Origin of the sequence: [Clostridium] ammoniilyticum (assembly GCF_025566905.1) — a bacterium.
Classification (GTDB): Bacteria; Bacillota_I; Bacilli_A; order Erysipelotrichales; family Coprobacillaceae; genus Faecalibacillus; species Faecalibacillus intestinalis.
In genome coordinates this window covers 144,082-168,956 of record NZ_JAOQJR010000006.1, presented here as the reverse complement: position 1 = coordinate 168,956, position 24,875 = coordinate 144,082, and the positions used below count along the sequence as shown (strand labels likewise).

Here is a 24,875-nt window from a genome sequence, read left to right as displayed (position 1 = left end):
TTCATATAGTATAATGAGGTGGCATATGAAAGGGTTTATTGAAGTATATGATCAAAGAACACAATTTTTAAAAGATATTTTTTTAAGTCATGGTTATCAAATAAATGATAAACAAGCACAAAACCTTGATTTTTATGTTGTTAAAAATCAAAAGATAGATCATGACAATACGTTTTCTCTTAATAATATAAATACAAAATATATTATTAATAAAGATAAAGTTTTTAAACATTTAAATAATACTTTAACAGCAATGGGACTCTATTTAAAAATAATACAAGATAAAACACATTATAATAATATACTTATTTTAGGCTATGGAGATTTAGCAAAACAGCTTGCAAATATTTTAAAAAGTAATTATGATATTACAATCTGTAATCGAAATAACAAGGATTTAGATGAAATAAAACAAATCTATCATCATTTGGATTTAAATGCTTTATCAGGAAAGTATGATTTAATTATTAATACGATTCCTGTTTGTAAAATCAATTATAAAAAATTAAAATATAAACAAATTTATGATTTGGCACAAACAGTTGAGGGTAAAGATTATCAATCACTAAGAAATATACCTAATTTGTATTTTCCATATGAATCGGCATTGTTGATGTTTCAATATATTCACGGAGTGATGAGACATGTTTAATGGAATGAAAATAGGGGTTGGGATTACAGGCTCTTTTTGTTCGTTAAGTAATTGTTTGAGATTTTTAAAGGAACTAAAAAAATATCCTGTAGATATTTATGTTTTTATAAGTGATCAAGTGAATTCTTGTGATACACGGTTTTTTAAGGCGAATCAGTTAATCATAGAAGTTGAAAAAATTATTGAAAAGAAGGTTATTTGTTCAGTTGTTGAAGCAGAAATTTTTGGGCCACAAATACCCTTGGATTTAATGGTAGTTTATCCATGCAGTGCCAATACATTAGCTAAAATGGCACATGGAATCAATGATAATGCGGTGACAATGGCTGTTAAATCAACACTTAGAAATCAACACAATATCGTTCTTGGTTTATGTAGTAATGACTTACTTTCAACAAGCGGAATGAATATGATGAAGATTTTTAATACAAAGCATTTTTATTTGGTGCCAATGTATCAAGATGATGTAATCAAGAAACCAAATAGTTTGATTGCACGGCGAGATTTAATTATTCAAACGATGATCAATGCATTGGTTGATAAACAAATTCAACCTTTATTTTTAATGAAGAAAGAGTAAATGATACTTTTTCTTTTGTTAATAATTTGTTAGAATAATAGCAAAGTGAGTGTAAGAAGATATAATTAAGGAGGAAATAATGAAAAAAAGTATTATAAAATTGATGCCAATTGGTGGTCAAGCTGAAAACGGTAAAAGCATGTACTGCTTAGAAATAGATGATAATTGGTTTATTATTGATGCAGGTTATCGTTTTCCAGAAGTAGATAAATTAGGAGTGGACGTTATTATTCCTAATTTTGATTATTTAAAAGATAATAAAGATAAAATTAAAGCTATATTTATTACGCATGGTCATGATGATGTAATGGGAGCACTTCCTTATTTATTACAAGAAGTGAATGTTCCTATTTATACAACAGATCTTACAGCTGATTTAATTGATCAATTATTACAAAGATATATGAGACATTCTCATGTTTCATATAAATATAAAATCAAAAGAGTAAATATGAATGCAACAATTAAAGTTGCTGGAGTTGAAGTGGACTTTTTCCCAATTACGCATTCTATTCCTGGAAGTGTAGGGTTAGCATTTTTAACAGATTATGGTTATATTGTCTATAGTAGTGAATTTATTATTGATTTTGGAGCACCTGAAAGATTTAGGTGTAATATTCAAAAGATGATGGAAATTGGTAAAAAAGGAGTTTTAGCTTTACTTTGTGAATCATCATATTCAAAAAATGATGGCTATACTTCTCCTAATCATAAGTTAACTGCTAAAATAGAAAGTATTTTTGAAGATGCTTCAGGACGTATTATTATTTCAAGTTATGCACAAAACGCTTTTAGAACTCAAGAAATTGCTCAACTAGCTAAAAAATATAATCGTAAGATTTGTTTCTATGGAAGAGATAAATATGATAATACCAATTCTTTAATGAGAATTGCTAAAAATAAGAAAAAACCAATCTTGGATATTCATCCAGCTTGTATTGGTGATAATAATGATATTCAAAAAAATAAAGATAATGATAAATTGGTTGTTTTATTAAGTGGTAGTCCTCGTCGTATCTATCATGATATTTTAGATATTATCGATGGAGGAGATGATAAGCTTAAATTACAAGATAGTGATACATTTATTGTAGCTTCACCTGTTTTACCAGGGACTGAAAAAATAGCTAATAGAGCAATCAATGAACTTTATAAAACTGATACACATATTCATGTTTTGAAAAACAAAGAATTGCAATCTATGCATGCAAGTGAAGAGGATATTAAAGTATTGATTCAAATTTTAAATCCAAAATATTTCGTACCAATCAAAGGAGAATATCAACATTTTATTGCTGCAAGTGATGTTGCTAAAAAAATGAATATAAATGATGATCATATTGCTATTGTTGATAATGGAGAAATGATTACTTTTAAAGATGGAAAATTACAAAGTTATCGAGATTCTATTACAATTGAAGATGTGATGATTGATGGTCTTGGAATTGGTGATGTTGGTGTTAAAGTTATTGATGACCGAAATCAATTACAAAATGATGGTGTTGTTATTATTGGTATGACAATTGATGGTAAAACAAGAGAAATTGTTGCCAATACAGATGTACAAACAAGAGGTTTTATTTACTTAAAGGATTCAGAAAATGTTGTAAAAGGAATTATGAATATTGCTGAAACTGAGTTAGAGTCTTATAAAAATAAGACGGAAGAAGATATTAGAGATGTGCGTCAAAATATTAAAGATAAAGTAAACAAATATATTATCAAAGAGACTGGCAAAAGACCTGTCATTTTACCAGTAATTATAGAATTATAAAAGCAAGGAATATCTTGCTTTTGTTTTGTTTTTTAAATATGATATGTAAAGAGGTGATATGATGGCTAAGACCGCAAGAAAAAGAAAAAGTAAGCAAGAACAAGTGAGTGAAGAATTAAAATTAAGAATTATTTGTTTATTTTTCATTTTTTTAGTAATTATTGCTGCTATGCAATTAGGTGTGATTGGAGACCACTTGAATTATGTTTTTATGTATGTATTTGGGAATTTAAATGGGATTATTTATCTTACTTGTATTCTTTTATTAGGATATATTGTTATTAAGGCGGATTTTCCTAAATTTAATGGTCCTAAGGCGGTAGGTCTTTATTTGCTCTTTATAGGTTTAACTTTATTTATTTCTGCTACGCCATCACTTACAGGGATAAAAGTCATACAGTCTTATTTTAATCAAGTTCCTTTAAATAGAGGAGGATTATTGGGGGCAGTTTTATATGGCTTTTTAAGTGCATTGTTTGATTATATGGGAGCAATCATTGCGGCGGTTTTTATTGTTGTAACAGGAATTATTTTATTAGGAAGTAAGTTTTATTTTGAACACAAAAAAGAAATTCAAAAAAGAGCAAAAAATAATTTTAATAAAACAAAAGATTCTTTAAAACAGCATTCAAATTATTTTGGAAATTTCTTTAAGAAAAAACAAAATAAGACAACTTTTTTTGATGATGCTATTTTCGAAGATGATGAAACCCCAACGACTATATTTGAAGAAATAGCGAAAGAAGATGTGACTTTGCCACAAGCTTTTACTTTTAATGATGAACATCAAGAAATAGAAATTGTTGATAAAGAGCCACCTATTCCATCGGTGGATGAAGAATTAGTTCAAAATGATCAATCACAAATTGAAGAACCAGTCATAGAGCATACAAATAAAAATTATCATTTACCACCGTTATCTCTTTTACATAATGTGGTTAATAAAAAACAAGGTGAAAATAAAAATCATGCTGTAGAAAGTGCTGAAAGATTAACAGCTGTTTTAAATGAATTTGGAGTTCATGCTTCTATTAATAATATTTCTATTGGTCCTTCAATTACAAAATATGAATTAAAATTAGAAACGGGGACAAGAGTCAATAAAATAATGTCTTTACAAGATGATATTAAATTAGCTTTAGCAGCTAAAGATATTCGTATTGAAGCGCCTATCCCTGGAAAACCAGCGGTTGGTGTTGAAATACCTAATTTAGTATCATCAATGGTTTCTTTTAAAGAGGTATTTAAAAACATTCCTGATAAATATAAAGACAATAAACTTGTTGTTCCTTTAGGAAAGGATGTTAATGGTCAAGTCATTTATGCAGAGCTTAATAAAATGCCTCATTTACTTATTGCTGGAGCAACAGGTTCAGGTAAATCTGTATGTGTTAATACGATCATTAGCAGCATATTAATGCGTGCGAAACCGGATGAGGTCAAACTTATTTTAGTTGATCCTAAAAAGGTTGAGTTATCCAATTATAATGGGGTTCCTCATTTATTAGCACCGGTCGTTACTGATCCTAAAAAAGCAGCGGCCACTTTAAGAGAAACCGTTTCGGAAATGGAAAGACGCTATGATTTATTTGCAGGGGCAAATGTTAGAAAAATTGAAACGTATAATCAATATGTTGAAAATAAAAATCAAGAAAATGATGCGGAACATCAATTAGAAAAACTTCCATATATTGTAGTAATCCTTGATGAAGTTGCAGATTTAATGATGGTAGCTAGTAAAGATGTTGAAGATTGTATTATGCGTATAGCTCAATTAGCACGTGCGGCTGGGATTCATTTAATTGTAGCTACACAAAGACCATCAACGGATATTATTACAGGTGTTATTAAGGCCAATATTCCATCAAGAATTGCTTTTGCTGTTTCTTCAAGTATTGATTCTAGAACGATTCTTGATTGTACAGGCGCAGAGAAACTTTTAGGAAAAGGAGATATGCTTTTTTTACCAATGGGATCGAATTCGCCGATTCGTGTGCAAGGAGCTTATGTTGATGATAGTGAAGTGGAAGCAATCACTTATTATACAACGAAACAACAAGAAGCCTCATATGATGAAAGATATACAAATGTAAAACCAATTTCTGCAGTAGCTGCTTCTAAAGAAGAACAAGAAGATGAAGAGTATGAAATGTGCAGAGCATTTGTTATTCAAGCACAAAAAGCGAGCACATCACTTTTACAAAGACAATTTAGAATAGGCTATAACAAAGCAGCCAGAATTATTGATCAATTAGAAGCGGATGGTATTATAGGTCCACAAATTGGATCTAAACCACGTGAAGTATATGTACGTGGCTATAATGAAGAAGAAATTTAAAAACGATATTTACCGTTTTTTATTATGTTAACTGTTTTCAAATGTTTTTTTTGATGCTACAATGATAGAGGAAAATTAAATGGAGGAAGAAGAACATGAAAAAATTATTCGCAAGTATTTTATGCTTAGGAATGATTTTTGGTGCTACTGGATGTACAAGTGGTGGCGATGATACTTATGAAATCGCAATGATCACTGACTCTGGATCAGTTACTGATAAATCATTCAATCAATCTGCTTATGAAGGTGTAAAAGAATTTGGTGAAAAAAATGATATTTCATATAAATATTATGCACCAAAAGATACTGATCAAGCTGGATTATTATCTACAATTGATGATGCTGTAGATAATGGAGCAAAAGTTGTTGTAACTCCAGGATTCAACTTCTCTGGGGCTTTATACCAAGCTCAAGAAAAATATCCTGATGTTAAATTCGTTACTATCGACTTTGAACCACAAAAAGATGGTAGTGGAGAAACAAAAGTTGGAGATAATACAGTAAGCTATTTATTCTCTGAACAAGAATCTGGATATGTTGCTGGATATGCTGCTGTTAAAGAAGGATATACTAAATTAGGTTTCATGGGTGGTATGGCTTTACCAGCTGTAGAAAACTATGGTGTTGGTTACCTTCAAGGTGCTAGTGATGCTGCTAAAGAAATGAATGTTAATGTTGATGTTAACTATACATATACTGGTACATTCTCTGAATCACCAGATATCAAATCTAAAGCTTCATCATGGTATGCAGGTGGAACTGAAGTCATCTTCTCATGTGGTGGACAAATTTGTAACTCAATTTTCGCTGCTGGACAAGAAGCTGGTAAATACACTATTGGTGTAGATACTGACCAAAGTGGTGATTCTGATACTGTTATTACATCTGCATTAAAAGATGTAAAAGGTGCCACTATTGAAGCATTAAATGCTTATAAGAAAGATAAATTCCAAGGTGGAAAAACAGTTACTTTGAAAAATACAGGTGGTATTGTTTATCCAGGATTATTAAAGAACTTTTCTAAAGAAGATCATGATGCTGTTGATAAAAAAATCAAAGATGGTTCTTTAGAATTAAAATCATCTGCTGATGTTGATGAAAAAACTGGAGATCCTTCAGGAATTTCATTTGATAATTTAACAGTTAATTTTGAATAAGATAAATTGGGGATGTTACGAAATAATTTAAAATCGTAACATCCTTTTTTGTTATAATTTCTAACTAAAAATAGGATATTGATATCTTACCAATGATATTTATTTCCTACTAATTAATTCCTCAAACATTATGTTTGAGGAATTATTGTAATTAGAAACAATTGCTTCTTATAGTAGAATAATTTTATTATATAGATATTTAAAATTCTTATTTTTAATATATTTTTCTTTGTTATGAAAAAACAAAAATTCTTTTCTATATTTATAAATTCATGTATAATTGTATCGAAAAGGGGGAAGCTTAATGTCATATGCAATAGAAATGCTTAACATAACGAAAGAGTTTCCTGGTATCAAAGCAAATGATAATGTTACCTTGCAAGTTGCACAAGGTGAAATACATGCATTGTTAGGAGAAAATGGTGCCGGAAAATCGACGCTGATGTCTATTTTATTTGGTTTATATCAACCGGATGAAGGACAAATAAAAATTAATGGAGAACCTGTTGAAATTAATGATCCCAACGATGCCAATAAATATAACATTGGTATGGTTCATCAACATTTCAAACTTGTACATAACTTTACAGTACTTGAAAATATTATTTTGGGTATTGAAGAAACAAAGCATACTTTTATTCAAAAAGGTGCGGCAAGAAAAAAAGTTATTGAATTATCTCAAAAGTATAAATTAAATGTTGATCCAGATGCTTTAATTTCGGATATTACTGTAGGGATGCAACAAAGGGTTGAAATTTTGAAAATGTTATTTAGAGATAATAATGTTTTGATTTTTGATGAACCTACTGCGGTATTAACACCTCAAGAAATCGATGAACTAATGATGATTATGAAAGATTTAGCAAAAGAAGGTAAATCTATCATTTTTATTACTCATAAATTAAATGAAATTAAAGCGGTAGCTAATCGTTGTACAATATTAAGAAAAGGTAAATATATTGGTACAGTTGATGTAGCTTCAACATCTGCTGAAAAATTATCAGAATTAATGGTTGGCCGAAAAGTTAACTTTATTGTAGAAAAAGATGAACCTCAAATTGGTGATGCAGTTCTTGAGGTAAAAGATCTATGTTATAAACCAGCTCATTCGTCCAAGAATGTTTTAAATAATGTTTCATTCAATGTACGTCGAGGAGAAATCGTTTGTATTGCGGGAATTGATGGAAATGGACAAACGGAACTTGTTTATGCATTATCAGGTCTTATTAAACATAACAGTGGGCAAATTCTATTAAATGGAGAAGATTTATCTCATGAAAGTATTCGTTCACGTTCTTTAAAAGGAATGGCTCATATTCCAGAAGATCGTCATAAACACGGTTTAGTGTTAGATTATAATCTAGCCGAAAACTTTATCTTAAAGAGTTATTTTGATTCAAAATATCAAAATAAAGGTTTTATTAAATTTGATAAGATGTATGAAACAGCTAATAAGTTAATTGAACAATATGATGTTCGTTCTGGTGAAGGTGCAAAATCTATTACGAGAGGAATGTCAGGAGGAAATCAACAAAAAGCAATCATTGCTAGAGAGGTTGAATCTAATTCGGACTTATTAATTGCTGTACAACCAACACGTGGATTAGACGTTGGTGCTATTGAATTTATTCATAAACAACTTGTTAAACAAAGAGATGAAAATAAAGCTGTCTTACTTGTTTCATTAGAATTAGATGAAGTTATGAATGTTTCAGATCGTATTTTAGTAATGTATGAAGGTGAAATCGTTGCTAATTTAGATCCAAAACAAATTGATGAAAAAGAATTAGGACTTTATATGTCAGGAAGTAAACGAGGTGAAGGATATGAAAAATAGTGAGTCAAAACAAAATCTGATAGCTTCTTTACTTGCTATATTAATTGGATTGTTTATAGGATTTATCGTTATTTTAATAGCAAATCCATCTCAAGCTTTTAGAGCAATGGGTATTATGATGTCTGGGGGATTTTATAAAGGATTAAGAAGTACAGGACAAGTTCTTTATTCTGCAATTCCAATTATGATGACTGGGTTATCTGTTGCATTTGCATTTAAATGCGGTAACTTTAATATCGGGACAACTGGTCAATATACAGTTGGTGGCTTTGTGGCATTATTTTTAGCCAATACGCTTTATCAAACTGTACCTGATTCATTATTATGGATCATTTGTTTAATTGCTGCTGGACTTGCTGGAGCAATTTGGGCATTGATTCCCGGAATTTTAAAAGCGTATAGAAATGTTAATATTGTTATTTCAGGTATCATGTTTAACTATATTGGTATGTATCTTGTTATTGAGGGTGTTAAAGCTTTTATTTATGATTCAGCTGGTGCTCGTTCTCAAACATCTAAGATTGCTGTTCCTAAAATGGGATTAAATCATATTTTCCCAGGCTCAGATGTTAATGGTGGTATTATTATTGCTATTGCATTATGTATCGTTGCTTATATTATTTTAAATAAAACAACATTTGGTTATGAATTAAAAGCATGTGGTTATAATCCAGAAGCAAGTCGTTATGCTGGGATGTCTGAAAAGAAAATTGTTATTTTATCAATGGTTATTTCAGGATTTTTCTCAGGTATTGGTGGTGGACTTGTTTATATCGGAGGAACAGGTAGAGCCTTTACAACTGCTGAAGTCACACTTCCAGAAGGATTTAATGGAATTCCAGTTGCATTGTTAGGAATGAACAGTCCACTTGGATGTATTTTAGCGGCATTATTTGTTTCATATATTAATGTTGGTGGAAACTATATGCAAGCATGTAATATTCCAGTTGAAATTATTGATGTCATTTCAGCGGTTATTATTTACTTTAGTTCATTTGCTTTAATGATCCGTTTATATTTACAAAATCATGAAAAGAAAAAACATAAAAAAGAAGTTGCTGTTGAAGGGGGTCAAGAATAATGGATATTATTTTAAATGTCTTAAATCAAACATTAGTCTTTACAGTTCCTCTTTTAGTAGTTGCTTTAGGTGGGATGTTTAGTGAACGAAGTGGTGTTGTTAATATCGCGTTAGAAGGAATCATGATTGGTGGAGCATTCGTGGGGGTTTATTTCATTTATTTAATGCAATCAGCAAACACAACAATGAATCCGCAATTATTATTGATTTTAGCATTAATTGTAGCTGGTATTTTTGGGGCTTTATTAAGTTTACTTCATGCTTTTGCAGCGATTAACTTAAAAGCCGATCAAACAATTTCAGGAACTGCAATTAATATGTTAGCTCCTGGATTAGGTTTATTCTTAGCTAAATTGATTTTCAATGGAAATTCAAGTGTACCTTTTTCAAATACATTTAGAATTCATGAAATTCCTGTCTTATCACAAATTCCAATTTTAGGACCTATCTTATTTAAAGGTGCTTATATTACAACTTATCTTGGAATTGTTATTTTGATTTTATCGGTTATTTTCTTAAATAAAACAAAAGCAGGATTAAGATTACGTGCTTGTGGTGAAAATCCTCAAGCTGCTGATGCTGCAGGTGTAAGTGTTTATAAATATCGTTATATGGGTGTTCTGTTATCTGGTTTTCTAGGTGGTATAGGTGGACTTATTTATATCATCCCAATTTCAACTGTATTTAATAGTGATGTTGGTGGTTATGGATTCTTAGCTCTTGCAATCTTGATTTTTGGTAACTGGCAACCATATCGTATTGCTACTGCTTCATTATTCTTTGGAATTATGAAGACATTAGCATATACTTATACAGCAATTCCATTTTTATCAGCATTAGGTTTCCCAAGTGTTGTTTATAAACTTATTCCTTATGTAGCAACATTGATTTTATTAGCGTTTACTTCTAAAAATTCTGCTGCTCCTAAGGCTTCGGGGATTCCTTATGATAAATCAAAACGTTAAAATATTTGAAAGTATTGTTTCTTAGGAAATAATACTTTTTTATTTTTTTGATTATTTGTGTATAATAGATGAGAATGAAAGGAAATGATTATGGAAAAAGTTTATAAAATGCCAGGGTATGATTTACATTTGATCCCTACAAATAAATTTAAAAATATTACAATTTCATTAAAATTACAAAATACACTAGATGAAAAAACGGTTGCTAAAAGAACATTACTATCTTTTATGTTGACTACGGGTACAGAAAAATATCCCTCAACACAAGAACTTTCTATATATTTAGAAAGCATGTATGGCATGAAATTAGGAGCTAATGTTGTTACTAAAGGTAAGAGTCATATTATTAATATTAATTCAATCTGTATTAATCAAGAATATTTACCTTACAAAGAAGATCTTATTCAACGGCAAATCCAATTGTTAAATGATATTTTCTTTAAACCTAATGCCTCAAAAACAGTTTTTGATCAAACAATGTTTGAAAGAAAGAAAAAAGAATTGGTTGAACGTCTTATTAATAATCAAGATGATAAATTTTATTATAGTTTAGAAAAAATGTTTGAATATATGGGAAAGGGGACATGTTTAGGGATTTCTTCTCATGGAAATATTGAAGATATAAAAAAAATTGAAAATGAAGAATTATTTTCGTATTTTAAGGAATGTATAAAAAATGACCAAAAACATATTTATGTAGTTGGAAATGTAGATGAATCTATTGTTCATGTCTTTGAAAAGTGTTTATCTTTTGAAAAGAATAATTCAATTTTTGAAAGTGTATATTCATTTGAAAAAAATAGAAAAGATTTATTAGAAATCATCGAAAAGCAAGATGTTACACAAGCTAAACTTAATATGGGATATCGTATATCAGTAAATTACAATCACCAAAATCATTATGCTTTTGTAGTATTTAATGCGATTTTTGGTGGAATGAGTCAATCTAAATTATTTAAAGTTGTTAGAGAGAAAAATTCATTATGTTATTATATTTCTTCAAGTTATGATGCTTTTAATGGAGTGATGGTCATTACAGCTGGCATAGAAGGAAAAGATTATCATCAAACCGTTCAATTAATTAAAGAACAATTAAAAGAAATGCAAGATGGTTGCTTTGATCAAGATGATATTGATACTGCAAAATTAATGATTAAAAATTCTATGAAAAAAACAAACGATGAGCCATTAAGTCAAGTTGCCGTTCAATACAATAGAGATATTACGGGAAAAAAAGAAACAAATGAACAATATTTAGAAAAAATTGAAAATGTTACTTATCAAGATATTGTAGATGTTTGTCAAAATATTGAACTTGATACAATATTTTTGTTGAAAGGGAGAAATGAGTAATGGAAAAAATATATTATCAAACTTTAAAAGAAACGTTATTTCATGAGAAATTGGAAAATGGTTTAGAAGTATATTTGTTACCTAAAATTGGTTTTGAAAAAACATATGGTTTATTTTCAACAAGATTTGGATCGATTGATACAACTTTTGTACCTTTAGGACAAAAAGAAATGATAAAAGTCGAAGACGGAATTGCTCATTTTTTAGAACATAAAATGTTTGATATGGAAAATGGGGATGCTGCTGATGAGTTTGCTAAACTTGGGGCAAGTTCAAATGCATTTACATCATCAAGTCGTACGGCCTATTTATTTTCAACGACAACAAATGAAAATGATTGTGTTGAACTTTTACTAGATTTTGTACAAAGTCTAAATATTACAGACGAAAGCGTAGAAAAAGAAAAAGGAATTATTTGTCAAGAAATAAAAATGTATGATGATGACCCAGATTGGCGTGTTTATTTTGGAGCTATTGCCAACTTGTATCATAAACATCCTGTTAAGATTGATATTGCTGGAACTTGTGAAACTGTTAATAATACGTATAAAGATATGTTGGAACTTTGTTATCAAACTTTTTATCATCCACATAATATGATGCTTTTTGTTGTAGGTAATATTAATCCTGAAGAATTAATAGGTGTCATTAAAGAAAATCAAAATAAAAAGCATTTCTTATCTGAAAATGCAATTCAAAGATTAAAAATAGAAGAACCAACATCAGTGGCTGTTAAAGAACAAATTGATACAATGCAAGTTGAAATGAATAAATTGATTGTTTCTATTAAAATTAATGAAATTCTTGATGATCCTCAAGATAAAATTAAAAGAGAATTAGCTTTAAATTTATTATTTGATTTATATTTTTCTAAAAGTTCTTCGTTATATAACGAATGGTTAGAAAAAGGGTATATTAATGAAACATTTAGTGCAAGTTTTACGCAAGAAAGAGATTATGCTTTTATTTTAATGGGTGGAGATCAAGATGATTATGAATTATTGCAAAAGACAATTTTTAATTTTATAGATCATGTTCAAGATTTAGAAATAGCAGAAGATGACTTTGAAAGAATTAAAAGAAAAACAATTGGAAACTTCATCAATAGTTACAATAGTCCAGAAAGTATTGCGAATACTTTTAGCCGTTATTATTTTGAAGGAATTTGTTCATTTGATTTAGTAGATTATGTAAGTAAAATGACATTGGCAGATATAAATGAAGTAAAAAGATACTTTAATAAGGAATATGCTTCAAGCTATATTGTTAAAAAAGATAAATAAAGGGGTATATTTAAAAATAATTTATGGTATAATGTAATGCGACTAGAGAGTGTAAATAAATTTCCTACACATTAGATACGGGAACCTGATCTAAATAATGGTGTTGAAAGCCTATCTTTGAATAGGAATCCTAAAATTATTTAAAGGTGCCCACCTGTACGTAACAGGGATAATCTAAAAGCTCTCTAGTTTTTTATTTAAAAGGAGAAATCAAAATGGCAGCAATAGATCAAAAACTTATAGATAGAATAAATGTTTTAGCTAAAAAGAAAAAAGAAGGTACAATTACTCCTGAAGAATTAAAAGAACAGGATAAATTGAGAAAAGAATATATTAAGCTTTTTAGAGAAGGATTTAAATCTCAATTAAAAGCAATTAAAGTTGTAGATGAAAAAGGAAATGATATAACACCGCTTAAATTAAAACAAGAAAAATTAAAAAATTAAGGAATTCTAGTAGAAGATATTTAATTTTTATAGAAAATGTGTATAATATGTCTTGACTTATTTAAAAATGGGAGAAAATGTAAATGGATATTTCAAATTTATCAATCGCAACAATTAGAAGTTTAGGAATCGATACAATCAATAAAGCAAATTCTGGACATCCAGGAATGGTTCTTGGATCAGCACCTGCTTTATATACATTGTTTAATAAAGAACTAAACATTTATAACAAAGAAGCTGAATGGATTAATAGAGATCGTTTCGTTTTAGCAAGTGGACATGCTTCTGCACTTTTATATAGCATGTTACATTTGACAGGGTTTGATGTTACAATCGATGATCTAAAGAATTTTAGACAATTGAATTCTCGTACACCTGGGCATCCAGAAATTGAAATGACACATGGTGTTGATGCTTCAAGTGGACCATTAGGACAAGGTATTCCAATGGCAGCTGGAATGGCAATGGCTGAAAAATTTTTAGCAAGTCAATATAACAAAGAAAACTTTGATATTATTGATCATTATACATATGTTTTATGTGGTGATGGCGATATGCAAGAAGGAGTTACTTATGAAGCAGCATCTCTTGCAGGTCATTTATCATTAGGTAAATTAATTGTTTTATATGATGCAAATAAGGTTACTTTGGATGGACCTTTATCAATGTCATTTAGTGAAAATGTAAAAAAACGTTATGAAGCTTGTAATTGGCAAGTTTTAGAAGTTAAAGATGGAAATGACATTAATGAAATTCATAAAGCTATTAAAAAAGGTAAAAAAGAACAATTCAAGCCAACTTTAATTATTGTAAATACAGTTATTGGATTTGGTTCAGCAAATCAAGGAACAAATAAAGTTCATGGTGCACCATTAGGTAAAGAAGATGGTAAAAACGCTAAATTATCTTATGGTTTTGATCATGATGAATTCTATGTACCTGAAGAAGTATATGAAGATTTTAAAAAGAAAACAATTAAAAGAGGAAAATCTAAATTTAATAAATGGAATAAATTATTCAATGAGTATAAAGAACAATATCCAACAGAAGCAAAACAATTAGAAGATGCTATTGCTGGTAAATATTCTTTAAACATTGATGAACTTTTAAAGAATTATCCTGTAGGACATAATGATGCTACAAGAAATACTTCATTAGAAGTTATTCAAGAAGTTGCTAAACAAAATCCAACTTTCTTATCGGGAACTGCAGACTTAGCTAGTTCAACAAAAACAAAAATTAAAGATGAAGATGACTTTAGTGTTGAAAATTATAATGGACGTAATTTAGTATTTGGAATTCGTGAGTTTGCAATGGTTGCTATTATGAATGGTATGACATTGCATAAAGGTGTAAAAGTTTCAGCTGGTGGTTTCTTAGTATTCTCTGATTATTTTAAAGCAGCAGTAAGAATGGCTTGTTTAATGAAATTACCAATTATTTTACCATTATCTCATGATTCTATTGCAGTTGGTGAAGATGGGCCAACTCATCAACCAATTGAACAGTTTGCTATGTTAAGATCAATTCCAAATATGCATGTTATTCGTCCAGGAGATGCCGTAGAAATGGCAGCAGCATGGAAATTAGCGATTGAATCAACTGAAAATCCTACAGCACTTATTCTTACAAGACAAAATGTAGAAACAATGGAAAATAGTTCTGTTGAAGGTGTAAGCAAGGGTGCTTATGTTATTGGTAAAGAAGAAAATCATTTAGATGCTATCATTATTGCATCTGGATCAGAAGTTAATTTAGCTATGAAGGCTAAAAAAGTACTTCTTGAAAAAGGTATTGATGTACGTGTTGTATCTATGCCATGTCAAGAATTCTTTGATCAACAAGATGAACAATACAAAGAAGCTGTTTTACCAAATGCAATGCGTAAACGTTTATCAGTAGAAATGGCTAGTTCATTTGGATGGCATAAATATGTTGGTTTAGATGGTATAACAATGTCTATTGATGAATTTGGTAAAAGTGCTCCAGCACAAGATGTTATCCCATCTTATGGATTTACTGTTGATGGAGTCGTAGAAAATATTGAAAAATTATTAAAATAAAGGGAGTACTCCCTTTTTTTTACATTCTTCCCTTGATTGTTATGATACCTTAGTAATAGGTGATTGAGATGAAATATGTTATATATGAATACGAAGAAGGTATAAAACAATTATTTGAAAAGTATCCAAATTTAAAACAATATTTTGATAATCTTACATTAGATAATGATTTTATGAATAAATTTATAAATTGCGTCTATAACAGTGTTGATTATATGAATGAACTTATTTATAAAGAATTGCACAATAGAAAAGAATATCATCGAGTTGGGAAAATGCATATATTTGAAAATGAACTTACACATGAAATAAGTCGTTTATATGTTGAAAATTATAAAATTATTATTGAATCGAAAGATAAAACAAACATATTCTTTGATATTCTCTATCATAATTTAAAAAGTTATGTTATAATAGATGAGAATTTGTAAGGGAGGTATTATCAATGTTATATGCAATTCTTGGATTAATCGTTGGATTAATTGCTGGGTTCTTTGCGTCTCGTTATTTCTTTAAAAAACAATTACAAAAAAATCCACCTATCAATGAAAAAATGATTCGTGCTATGTATATGGAAATGGGAAGAAAACCAAGTGAGGCTCAAATTAAAAGAATCATGGCTTCAGTTAAATCACAATATAAATAAGGGGATACCCTTATTTTTGTTTATATGAAAATATATATTACTAGACATTCCTTAACTGCATGGAACGAAGAAAAAAGACTACAAGGATGGAAAGACTCACCGCTTACTAAGCAAGGGAAAGAAGATGCTTTAAAATTAGGTGAATATATGAAAACAATACATATTGATCAAGTATATTCTTCGCCTTTATTAAGAGCAAAATCTACAGCTAGACTTATTTTTAAAAATGAAAATATTATTGAAGATAGTCGTTTAAAGGAAATGAACTTCGGTGATTATGAAGGAGAATATATTCAAGATTTAAAAAAGAAACATGATTATTTTTGTTTGTGGCATCAACCGCAATTGTCATTTTCTTTGCCAAATGGAGAAACATATGAAGAAGTTGTTTTTCGTTTGAATGATTTTATTTTAGAAAAATATAACGAAGATCCTCAACAAACAATTTTTATAACAATTCATGGTATGTTATTTACAATATTACATGGAATTTTTTTAGATTTACCTGTTGAACGATTAAATGAAGTTAATCAAGAAATTGTAAGAGGATGTTCGCTTTCGTTGTTTGAATTTGATGGAAAAAAACATAAAATAGATTTTATTGGGAAAGATTGTTTTTTAACACCTTTAAAAGAAAAAATTAGTTATAAATAAAAAAGATTAGTTTAACGATCATAAACTAATCTTTTTTACATCCATTGAATTTTTGATTCAGTATGATTTTTAATACGTTTGATATTATCTTTATGTCTATAAACTAATAAGATAACAGCTATAAGCATGCATAATTTTGCTGTTATGGACACCGCTAGAAACGGTGTAATACATAAAACAATCAAAGCAGTAGAAATTGAAGATAAAGATACATATTTTGAAATTTTTAAAACAAGTAAAAATACAACAATAGCAACAACTGCATATAATGGTTCAATACATAAAAAATAACCTAGACTTGTTGAAACAGCTTTCCCTCCTCGAAATTCAGCAAAGATAGGATAACAATGTCCAAAAATACATGCTAATCCAGCGATATATTTAATATCAGGATTTAAATTGAATTTTAAAGATAAATAACTACTTAAATAAAATATAATAACTGCTTTAAGAGCATCTAGTACAATTACAGAAATACCTGCTTTTTTTCCTAAGACTCTGCCAGCATTTGTTCCTCCTAAATTGCCCGAGCCACTTTCTCTAACATCCGTATTATAAAATACTTTTCCAATAACAAGGGCAAAGGGGATAGAACCGTATAAATAACCTAATAGAATCAATAATATTTCATACATTTTTATCACCAAGCTAAATTATACAGTTATCCTATAAAAATGCAATTAAACTTTGAAAAAAAACAAGAGTATTGATATAATAGTTCAAGTATAACAAAAGGAGTGATTATATGGCAAAAAAGAATACATATGATGAGTCAAATATACAGATTCTAGAAGGATTAGAAGCAGTTAGAAAAAGACCTGGTATGTATATTGGATCTACAGATAGTAGAGGATTACATCATTTAGTTTGGGAAATTGTTGATAATGCAATAGATGAAGCTCTTTCTGGATATGGTAATTTAATAGAAGTCACTATTTGTAAAGATAATAGTATTATGGTACAAGATCATGGACGTGGAATGCCAACAGGCATGCATGCTTCAGGAAGGCCAACAACAGAAGTTATTTTGACAATTCTTCATGCAGGGGGTAAATTCTCTGAAGATGGTGGTTATAAGACTTCGGGAGGACTTCATGGAGTAGGTGCTTCTGTTGTTAATGCACTTTCTCATTGGTTAGAAGTGACTGTTTGTAGAGATGGAAAGATTTTTAAGCAACGTTTTGAAGATGGCGGAGAAACAATAGGAAAATTAACAGTTATTGGAAAAACAAAAGAAACGGGAACATTGATTCATTTTTTACCAAATGATCAAATTTTTTCAACAATAGAATTTAATTATAAAACAATTAGTGAAAGACTAATGGAAAGTGCTTTTTTATTAAAAGGCATCAAAATTGTTTTAAAAGATGAAAGAACTGGAAAAATGGATGAATTCCATTTTGAAAATGGATTAGAAGCATTTATTGATTATTTAAATACTAATAAAGATGTACTTCATCCAACAATTTCTATTGAAGGTGAACAAAATGGGATGGAAGTAGATATTGCTTTACAATTTACTTCTGGATATCAAGAAACGACATTATCATTTGTTAACCTTGTAAGAACGGGTGATGGTGGAACACATGAAACAGGTTTTAAATCTGGACTTACAAAAACATTCAATGATTATGCGAGAAAATATGGTCTATTAAAAGAAAAAGATAAAAATTTAGAAGGAAATGATGTACGAGAAGGGCTTTCAGCGATTATTTCCATTAAAGTTCCTGAACATTATTTACAATTTGAAGGGCAAACAAAATCAAAATTAGGAACACCAGAAGCTAGAAATATTGTAGATAGTATCGTATATGAAAAATTATCTTATTTCTTAGAAGAAAATAAAGAAATTGCAGATAATCTTGTTAAAAAAATGATTAAAGCTGCTCAAGTAAGGGATGCAGCAAGAAAAGCAAGAGAAGCAGCAAGAAAAGGAAAAGGTGCAAGACAAGAAAGAATATTAAGTGGGAAATTAGCTCCTGCTCAAACTAAAAACAAAAAGAAAAATGAACTTTATTTAGTCGAAGGGGATTCTGCCGGAGGTAGTGCTAAACAAGGACGAGATAGAAAATATCAAGCAATTTTACCTTTAAGAGGAAAAGTTTTAAATAGTGAAAAAGTATCCTTACAAGATATTTTGAAAAATGAAGAACTTGCGACATTAATCAATACTATTGGTGCTGGATTTGGTGCAGATTTTAAAGTTGAAGATAGTCATTATGATAAAGTTATTATTATGACGGATGCAGATACGGATGGGGCTCATATCCAAATATTATTATTAACTTTCTTCTATCGCTATATGAAAGATTTGATTACAGCAGGGAAAGTTTATATTGCTCTTCCACCTCTTTATAAAGTATCTAAAAAAAGTGGAAAAAAAGAAGAGGTTATTTATTGTTGGGAAGATTATGAACTTGAAGATGCTAAAAAGAAAATTGGCAGAGGATACAATGTTCAACGTTATAAAGGTCTAGGGGAAATGAATGCTTCTCAATTATGGGAAACGACCATGGATCCCGAAACAAGAACCTTGATTCAAGTTTCAATTGATGATGCTGCTGTGGTTGAACGTAATGTGACTGTTTTAATGGGTGATAAAGTTGAGCCAAGACGTGAATGGATTGAACAAAATGTACAATTTACATTAGAAGATAATTATCAAATTTAGGAGGTTTTTATGTCTGATAAAAAAATTGTAATGAATTTAGAAGCAATCATGGGTGATCGCTTTGGAAAATATTCAAAATATATTATTCAAGAACGTGCACTTCCTGATGTACGTGATGGATTAAAACCTGTTCAACGTAGAATTCTTTATTCAATGAATAAAGAAGGAAATACGGCTAATAAACCTTATCGTAAGTCGGCAAAAACGGTAGGGAATGTTATTGGTAATTATCATCCTCATGGTGATACGTCAGTTTATGATGCAATGGTTCGTCTTTCGCAAGAATGGAAAATCAGAGCACCATTAATTGATATGCAAGGAAATAATGGATCAATTGATAATGATCCTGCTGCAGCTATGCGTTATACAGAGGCTAGACTTTCACCAATTGCAAGTGAATTATTAAGAGATTTAGATAAAGATACTGTATTAATGTCTTTAAACTTTGATGATACAGAGTATGAACCAACGGTTTTACCAGCTGCATATCCTAATCTTTTAGTCAATGGATCTACTGGAATATCAGCTGGATATGCAACAGATATTCCACCACATAATTTACAAGAAGTTATTGATGCAACAATTCATCGAATTAAATATCCTCATTGTCATTTAGATAAATTAATGGAATTTATCAAAGGGCCTGATTTTCCTACAGGCGCTATTGTTGAAGGATTAGATGGTATTAAAAAGGCCTTTGAAAAAGGAAAAGGAAAAGTTATTGTTCGAGCAAAAACTGAAATTATTGAAGAAAAAAACATGAATCAAATTGTGGTTACTGAAATTCCTTATGAAGTCAATAAAGCTGAATTAGTAAGAAAAATTGATGAGATTCGTTTTAATAAGAATATTGATGGTATTTTAGAAGTAAGAGATGAATCAGACAGAGAAGGTTTGAGAATTGTTATTGATTTGAAAAAGACTGTAAATGTTCAAAATACTCTCAATTATTTTTATAAAAATACCGATTTACAAAAAAACTATAACTATAATATGGTAGCCATTAAGGATAAAAGACCGGTTTTAATGGGAATTGAAGAAATTCTAGATGGTTATATTGATCACCAAATTGATGTTGTAACACGAGCAAGTTTATATGATTTAAATAAAGCAAATGAACGTTTGCATATTGTTGATGGGTTAATTAAAGCAATTTCTATTTTAGATGATGTTGTTAAAACAATTCGTGCGTCAAAAGATAAAAGCGATGCAAAAAACAATTTAATAAAACAATATGCATTTTCTGAAAAGCAAGCAGAAGCAATTGTGATGCTACAACTTTATCGATTGACTAATACTGATATTGTTTCTTTACAAGAAGAAAAAGCAGAACTTGAAAAACGTGTTCAAAGATTGAATGAAATATTAGAAAGTGATGATGTTTTACGACAAGTCATCATTAAACGTCTTAAAGAAATCAAACAAAAATATCCTATGCCTCGTTTAACACAAATTAAAGAAGAAGTTAGTGAAATTAAAATTGATGAAAAAGCTATGATTATTTCTGAAGATATCTATATATCTGTTACTAGAGATGGTTATATTAAACGTATTTCACAAAGATCAATGAAAGCAAGTACGAATATTCCATTTGGTAAAAAAGAAGATGATATTCTTATTTCTTTACATCATGCAAATACTTTAAATCATGTATTATTATTTACTAATAAAGGAAATTATTTATTTGTACCAGTTCATAAAATAGAAGAATTTAAATGGAAAGATTTAGGTAAACATGTAAGTTATCTTGTAAAAGTAGGTGCAGATGAAAAAATTATTTCTTCAATTCTTGTTCAAGATTTTAATTTACCTCTTTATGTTTTAATGGCAACAAAAAATGGTCAAATCAAAAGGACGCTTTTAAAAGATTTTGAAGTTTCTAGATATTCAAAAGCAATCACATGCATGAAAGTAAAAGAACAAGATACTATGATTTGTGCTTTACTTACTGATAACCAACAAGGAATATTTATTGTTTCTAAAGCTGGCTATGGTGGATTATATAGTGAACAAGAAGTATCGATTGTTGGTTTAAAAGCTGCAGGTATAAAAGCTCTTAATTTAAAAAATGATTCAATAGCAGCGGTTGATGTGTTTGATCCTTTAGAAAATTATTCAGTATTGATTCTTAGTGAAGACGGTCAAATGAAACGTTTAAAATTGAATGATATACCAGCATGTAAACGTACAACTAAAGGAACAACATTGTATAAAAATTTAAAAACGAAAACAATTTATGTAAAGAATGCATTTGTACTTTCATCTAAAGAAAGTGCTTCTGTCTATACTTCAAAATCTAAAGAGTATACATTTAAGCCAACAGATTTCAATAACGCTTCATTAGAATCAAGATTTTCATCGTTTATTAAGTTAGAAAAAGACGAAACTATTTTATGGAGTCAAATAAATCGAGTAATCACAACAAATGATTACAATGTAAAACAAGAAAATCAAAATTTACAAAGTGGTGTTATTGAATTAAAAGAAAGTAAAGAAAAAACTTTATTAGATGATTTTGATATTCAAGAAGTTCCTATTAAAAAAGAAACATCTAATTCAAAAAAGAAAAATACAATTAAATATGAAAAGATTACGTTAGAAGATATTTTAAATGATGATGAATTTTAAAAGAAGGATGATTGATTATCCTTCTTTTTCTTGTAAATAACATTTTAATAATTTAATTAATGCTCTTTTTTCTATTCGAGAAATATAAGAACGTGAAATGTGATACTCTTTAGCAATTTCTTTTTGGGTCATTTTTTTAGATGAATTTAGACCATAGCGTTTTATTAAAATATCTTTTTCTTTTGAAGTTAATACATCAAAACATTGAATAAGCTTTTGAAGATTATCAGCATCATATATTTGATCTAAAATAGGTTTTTCCTTATTATCAATTAAATCTTCTAAAACAACTTCACTGCCATCTTTATCAACTCCAATTACTTCATTTAAAGAAACTTCTTGATTTATTTTTTTTGCTGATCTTAAATGCATTAGAATTTCATTTTCTATACATTTTGAAGCATAAGTTGCTAATTTTGTTTTTTTATCAATACTGTAACTATCGATGGCTTTAATAAGTCCAATAGTGCCAATTGAAATGAGATCTTCTTGCAAATCTCTATTGTTATTATATTTTTTGGCAATATGGGCAACAAGCCTAAGATTCTTTTCAATAAGTAGATCTCTGGCGGCTTTATCGCCATTACATTTTTTTTGTAAGTAAAATTGTTCTTCTTTGAAAGTGAGTGGTAAATCAAAAGTTTTAGACTTGATATAAGATATAAAGTAAGCATTATTCAATAATGAAAGTAATAAAGAAAATATGTTGATCACCTCATTATAATTAATGCTATTTTTGACAAAAAATGATAAATAAAATTAATATTTCTTTTGCTTAACATTTCTTTAAAAATCAAGTATAATACCTGACTTTGGTATCCAGCATTAAAATATAGTGATAGTAAAAAAGCAGTAGGAATTCAAGATAGAATCTCTATTGCTTTTTCGTTTAAATCTTATAATTGAATATCTGTCTAATTTGCCGCTCTGTCAAATAGTAATTTGTAAGTGGAAGATTTGTAATCTTTTCGAATTCTTTTATAAATTCACTTGATGGCGTTACATTGATATATTTACTTTCACCTTTGACCACCTTAAAGCTTCTAATGAATTTCATGATTTGATGTGTGCTGTATTGATTATCCAATATCTTAAACTGGAATATTCTTTCTAACAGTACGGCAAGATAACAGATCAGGAAGTGTCCTTTTATGCTGTTTTCTTTTTGAAGAAATACAGGGCGTGCATCTAAATCAGACTTCATTATTCTGAAGGATTCTTCTATCCTCCATAGATTGTGATATGTATTATAGATATCAATATCATCCATATCCTTTTCTGAAGTAACAAGCATATTGTATCCTGCAAACTTTAGCTCTTTTTCAATCATTGATTCGTTTATTGAGGCCTTGGCTTTCTCTCCGTCTTCATCAATGAAATCGACATACTTTCCTAAATCTCCATATTCTGATCGTTTTGCCTGACTGTAACAGAGGTTTCTTGCTTTTTCAATCTGTTTGGCTATTTCATATTTTTTCTTTGAGGCCAGTTTTGGATTATAGGTAACAAGTCTTTTTTCTGTAAAGCAGAGGGTTTTCTTTTTACCATCTATTTCAAAAGTGTATGGAAATTTTTCGACACATGATTTATATCTGTATAACAGTGTGCCATCTCTGCTTCTTACATCCTTCCAATCATCATTATCCAACAGTATCCATGTCTTTTCTTTTTCAGGTAAGGATTTTACTGATTTTGAGAAGAGATAGCCATCTCCGTTTTCTTTGGAAAAGGCGATATTCTGTGCACAGTTCAATCCTTTATCTGCAACATGGATGGTTTTCCCTGTGATTTGATTTTTATCTTTCAGTTTTTTGATGACATTTCTCAGTAGGGGCTTTTCACTTTCGTTGCCAGGAAACAGTTCCATGCCAATAGGAATTTGATTTGCATCAAGAAGCAGTCCTAAGCCGACAATGGGATCTTTTCTGTTTTCTTTAGAAGGACCTTTTCTTCTAAAGTCATCTTCTCTGTCTATTTCAAAATAAAAATTACTGCAGTCAAAGTAGGTCTTGGAAGTATTGATATCATAGAATTTCTTTGTCTGTTCATTAAAGATTTCGATAAACTTGCCGTAGTCATTGCCGATGAATTCAAGACCATCAAGAAGCTGATCATAAGAAAAGTGAACGCCGTCTCTTAGTTGAGGAAGGACCTCATGAAAAGTTCTATGCTTACTGCATGGATTAACAAGACGAGCATAGATAAGAGATGAAAGAAGTTCGTAAAGGTCAAACTCAAAAGAATTATGCAGATTGAAATAGTCGACATACTTTTTGATATCCATTTTATTCATCATGGATATGAATGGAAAATATCCAAGATAGAGTTCAGGAGAATGATCGGAAATCTTAAGAGAATTCTTGTTTTTATTATTTTTGTTGAGTTCATCCACTTCTTTTTGAAAATAGGCAATAGGATCATCGATACCTTTGGCTTTCCAAGTTTCAACAGAAGCAAGTGATTTATAGGTGCGATGAGCACCACCATGCTTTTGAGGGGAGTAATAACTTTCAACGATGGAAAGATAGGTACGACCTTTAAGAGTAGATTTTTTAAGGAAAAAAGCCATAGAAACACCTCCAATAATATATCACTACTATCACTATATAAATTATAACATAAAAAATAATATAAAAAAATTAAAAGTATAAAAAAAGCCGATAAAATCGACATATTGAAAGAAATGGTTTAAATGTAGTTCTAAAAAATATAGTGATAACTTCTAAAGACGGGCATTACATTTTTTT

20 protein-coding genes and 1 other RNA gene are annotated in these 24,875 nt (G+C 29.4%); 18 read left to right on the top strand and 3 right to left on the bottom strand.

The genetic code is table 11. The features are described 5' to 3' along the window. The first annotated feature begins 25 nt into the window (after nt 1–25). The 16 genes from OCV55_RS07760 (at nt 26) to OCV55_RS07685 (ending at nt 16,829) form a co-directional block, all read left to right on the top strand. Nucleotides 26–652: a hypothetical protein gene (locus OCV55_RS07760; protein ID WP_147580273.1), complete on the top strand. Its 627-nt coding sequence runs from the start codon at nt 26–28 to the stop codon at nt 650–652. After that, nucleotides 645–1,232, top strand: coding sequence for a dipicolinate synthase subunit B (locus tag OCV55_RS07755; protein ID WP_022001290.1), 588 nt, complete (start codon nt 645–647; stop codon nt 1,230–1,232). Before OCV55_RS07760 ends, OCV55_RS07755 begins: the two co-directional genes overlap by 8 nt. 79 nt (nt 1,233–1,311) lie before the next feature. Then, nucleotides 1,312–3,006, top strand: coding sequence for a ribonuclease J (locus tag OCV55_RS07750; protein WP_117346913.1), 1,695 nt, complete (start codon nt 1,312–1,314; stop codon nt 3,004–3,006). 61 nt (nt 3,007–3,067) lie between these two features. After that, the gene (locus OCV55_RS07745; protein WP_032090034.1) at nt 3,068–5,344 is read left to right on the top strand and encodes an FtsK/SpoIIIE family DNA translocase; all 2,277 of its coding nucleotides are present in this window, start codon (nt 3,068–3,070) and stop codon (nt 5,342–5,344) included. A 95-nt stretch (nt 5,345–5,439) separates the two neighbouring features. Continuing rightward, nucleotides 5,440–6,501 (top strand): BMP family lipoprotein, encoded by a 1,062-nt coding sequence (locus tag OCV55_RS07740; RefSeq protein ID WP_032090035.1) that lies wholly within the window; start codon nt 5,440–5,442, stop codon nt 6,499–6,501. Between the two features lie 304 nt (nt 6,502–6,805). Continuing rightward, the gene (locus OCV55_RS07735) at nt 6,806–8,338 is read left to right on the top strand and encodes an ABC transporter ATP-binding protein (RefSeq protein ID WP_147580272.1); all 1,533 of its coding nucleotides are present in this window, start codon (nt 6,806–6,808) and stop codon (nt 8,336–8,338) included. Then, the gene (locus tag OCV55_RS07730; protein ID WP_032090037.1) at nt 8,328–9,419 is read left to right on the top strand and encodes an ABC transporter permease; all 1,092 of its coding nucleotides are present in this window, start codon (nt 8,328–8,330) and stop codon (nt 9,417–9,419) included. Before OCV55_RS07735 ends, OCV55_RS07730 begins: the two co-directional genes overlap by 11 nt. Next, nucleotides 9,419–10,384, top strand: coding sequence for an ABC transporter permease (locus OCV55_RS07725; protein WP_147580271.1), 966 nt, complete (start codon nt 9,419–9,421; stop codon nt 10,382–10,384). Before OCV55_RS07730 ends, OCV55_RS07725 begins: the two co-directional genes overlap by 1 nt. Before the next feature lie 90 nt (nt 10,385–10,474). Beyond that, on the top strand, nt 10,475–11,737 hold the full coding sequence (yfmF, locus tag OCV55_RS07720) for an EF-P 5-aminopentanol modification-associated protein YfmF (RefSeq protein ID WP_147580270.1): 1,263 nt from the start codon (nt 10,475–10,477) through the stop codon (nt 11,735–11,737). After that, on the top strand, nt 11,737–13,020 hold the full coding sequence (gene yfmH / locus OCV55_RS07715; protein ID WP_119363363.1) for an EF-P 5-aminopentanol modification-associated protein YfmH: 1,284 nt from the start codon (nt 11,737–11,739) through the stop codon (nt 13,018–13,020). The genes yfmF and yfmH overlap by 1 nt, the downstream gene beginning before the upstream one ends. Nucleotides 13,021–13,056: 36 nt before the next feature. Next, nucleotides 13,057–13,216: non-coding RNA, 6S RNA (gene ssrS / locus OCV55_RS07710), on the top strand. A 19-nt stretch (nt 13,217–13,235) separates the two neighbouring features. Then, nucleotides 13,236–13,466, top strand: a complete 231-nt coding sequence (locus tag OCV55_RS07705; RefSeq protein WP_022001281.1) for a DUF896 domain-containing protein — start codon at nt 13,236–13,238, stop codon at nt 13,464–13,466. 83 nt (nt 13,467–13,549) lie between these two features. Beyond that, nucleotides 13,550–15,529: a transketolase gene (gene tkt / locus OCV55_RS07700; RefSeq protein ID WP_147580269.1), complete on the top strand. Its 1,980-nt coding sequence runs from the start codon at nt 13,550–13,552 to the stop codon at nt 15,527–15,529. A 68-nt stretch (nt 15,530–15,597) separates the two neighbouring features. Then, a complete protein-coding gene (locus OCV55_RS07695) occupies nt 15,598–15,960 on the top strand; it encodes a sporulation inhibitor of replication protein SirA (protein ID WP_022001279.1) in 363 nt (120 codons plus the stop codon). A 14-nt stretch (nt 15,961–15,974) separates the two neighbouring features. Beyond that, entirely contained in the window at nt 15,975–16,175 is a 201-nt protein-coding gene (locus OCV55_RS07690; RefSeq protein WP_022001278.1) for a YneF family protein, read from the top strand. A 24-nt stretch (nt 16,176–16,199) separates the two neighbouring features. Further along, nucleotides 16,200–16,829: a histidine phosphatase family protein gene (locus tag OCV55_RS07685; protein ID WP_117792905.1), complete on the top strand. Its 630-nt coding sequence runs from the start codon at nt 16,200–16,202 to the stop codon at nt 16,827–16,829. A 35-nt stretch (nt 16,830–16,864) separates the two neighbouring features. On the opposite strand, the gene plsY is transcribed toward OCV55_RS07685, so the two are convergent. Further along, entirely contained in the window at nt 16,865–17,464 is a 600-nt protein-coding gene (plsY, locus tag OCV55_RS07680; RefSeq protein WP_147580268.1) for a glycerol-3-phosphate 1-O-acyltransferase PlsY, read from the bottom strand. Nucleotides 17,465–17,574: 110 nt separating this feature from the next. Here plsY and parE point away from each other — a divergent pair, with 110 nt between their 5' ends. Together parE and parC are read left to right on the top strand one after the other, a co-directional pair. Then, nucleotides 17,575–19,500, top strand: coding sequence for a DNA topoisomerase IV subunit B (gene parE / locus OCV55_RS07675; protein ID WP_022001275.1), 1,926 nt, complete (start codon nt 17,575–17,577; stop codon nt 19,498–19,500). Nucleotides 19,501–19,509: 9 nt separating this feature from the next. Next, the gene (gene parC, locus OCV55_RS07670) at nt 19,510–22,128 is read left to right on the top strand and encodes a DNA topoisomerase IV subunit A (protein WP_147580267.1); all 2,619 of its coding nucleotides are present in this window, start codon (nt 19,510–19,512) and stop codon (nt 22,126–22,128) included. A gap of 15 nt (nt 22,129–22,143) precedes the next feature. Here parC and sigK read toward each other — a convergent pair whose 3' ends face one another. Next, nucleotides 22,144–22,833, bottom strand: a complete 690-nt coding sequence (gene sigK, locus OCV55_RS07665) for an RNA polymerase sporulation sigma factor SigK (RefSeq protein ID WP_107029510.1) — start codon at nt 22,831–22,833, stop codon at nt 22,144–22,146. Nucleotides 22,834–23,017: 184 nt separating this feature from the next. Further along, nucleotides 23,018–24,697 carry an IS1634 family transposase gene (locus OCV55_RS07660; RefSeq protein WP_267309862.1) on the bottom strand — a complete coding sequence of 560 codons (1,680 nt, stop codon included), beginning with the start codon at nt 24,695–24,697 and terminating at the stop codon, nt 23,018–23,020. Nucleotides 24,698–24,875: the final 178 nt, after the last annotated feature.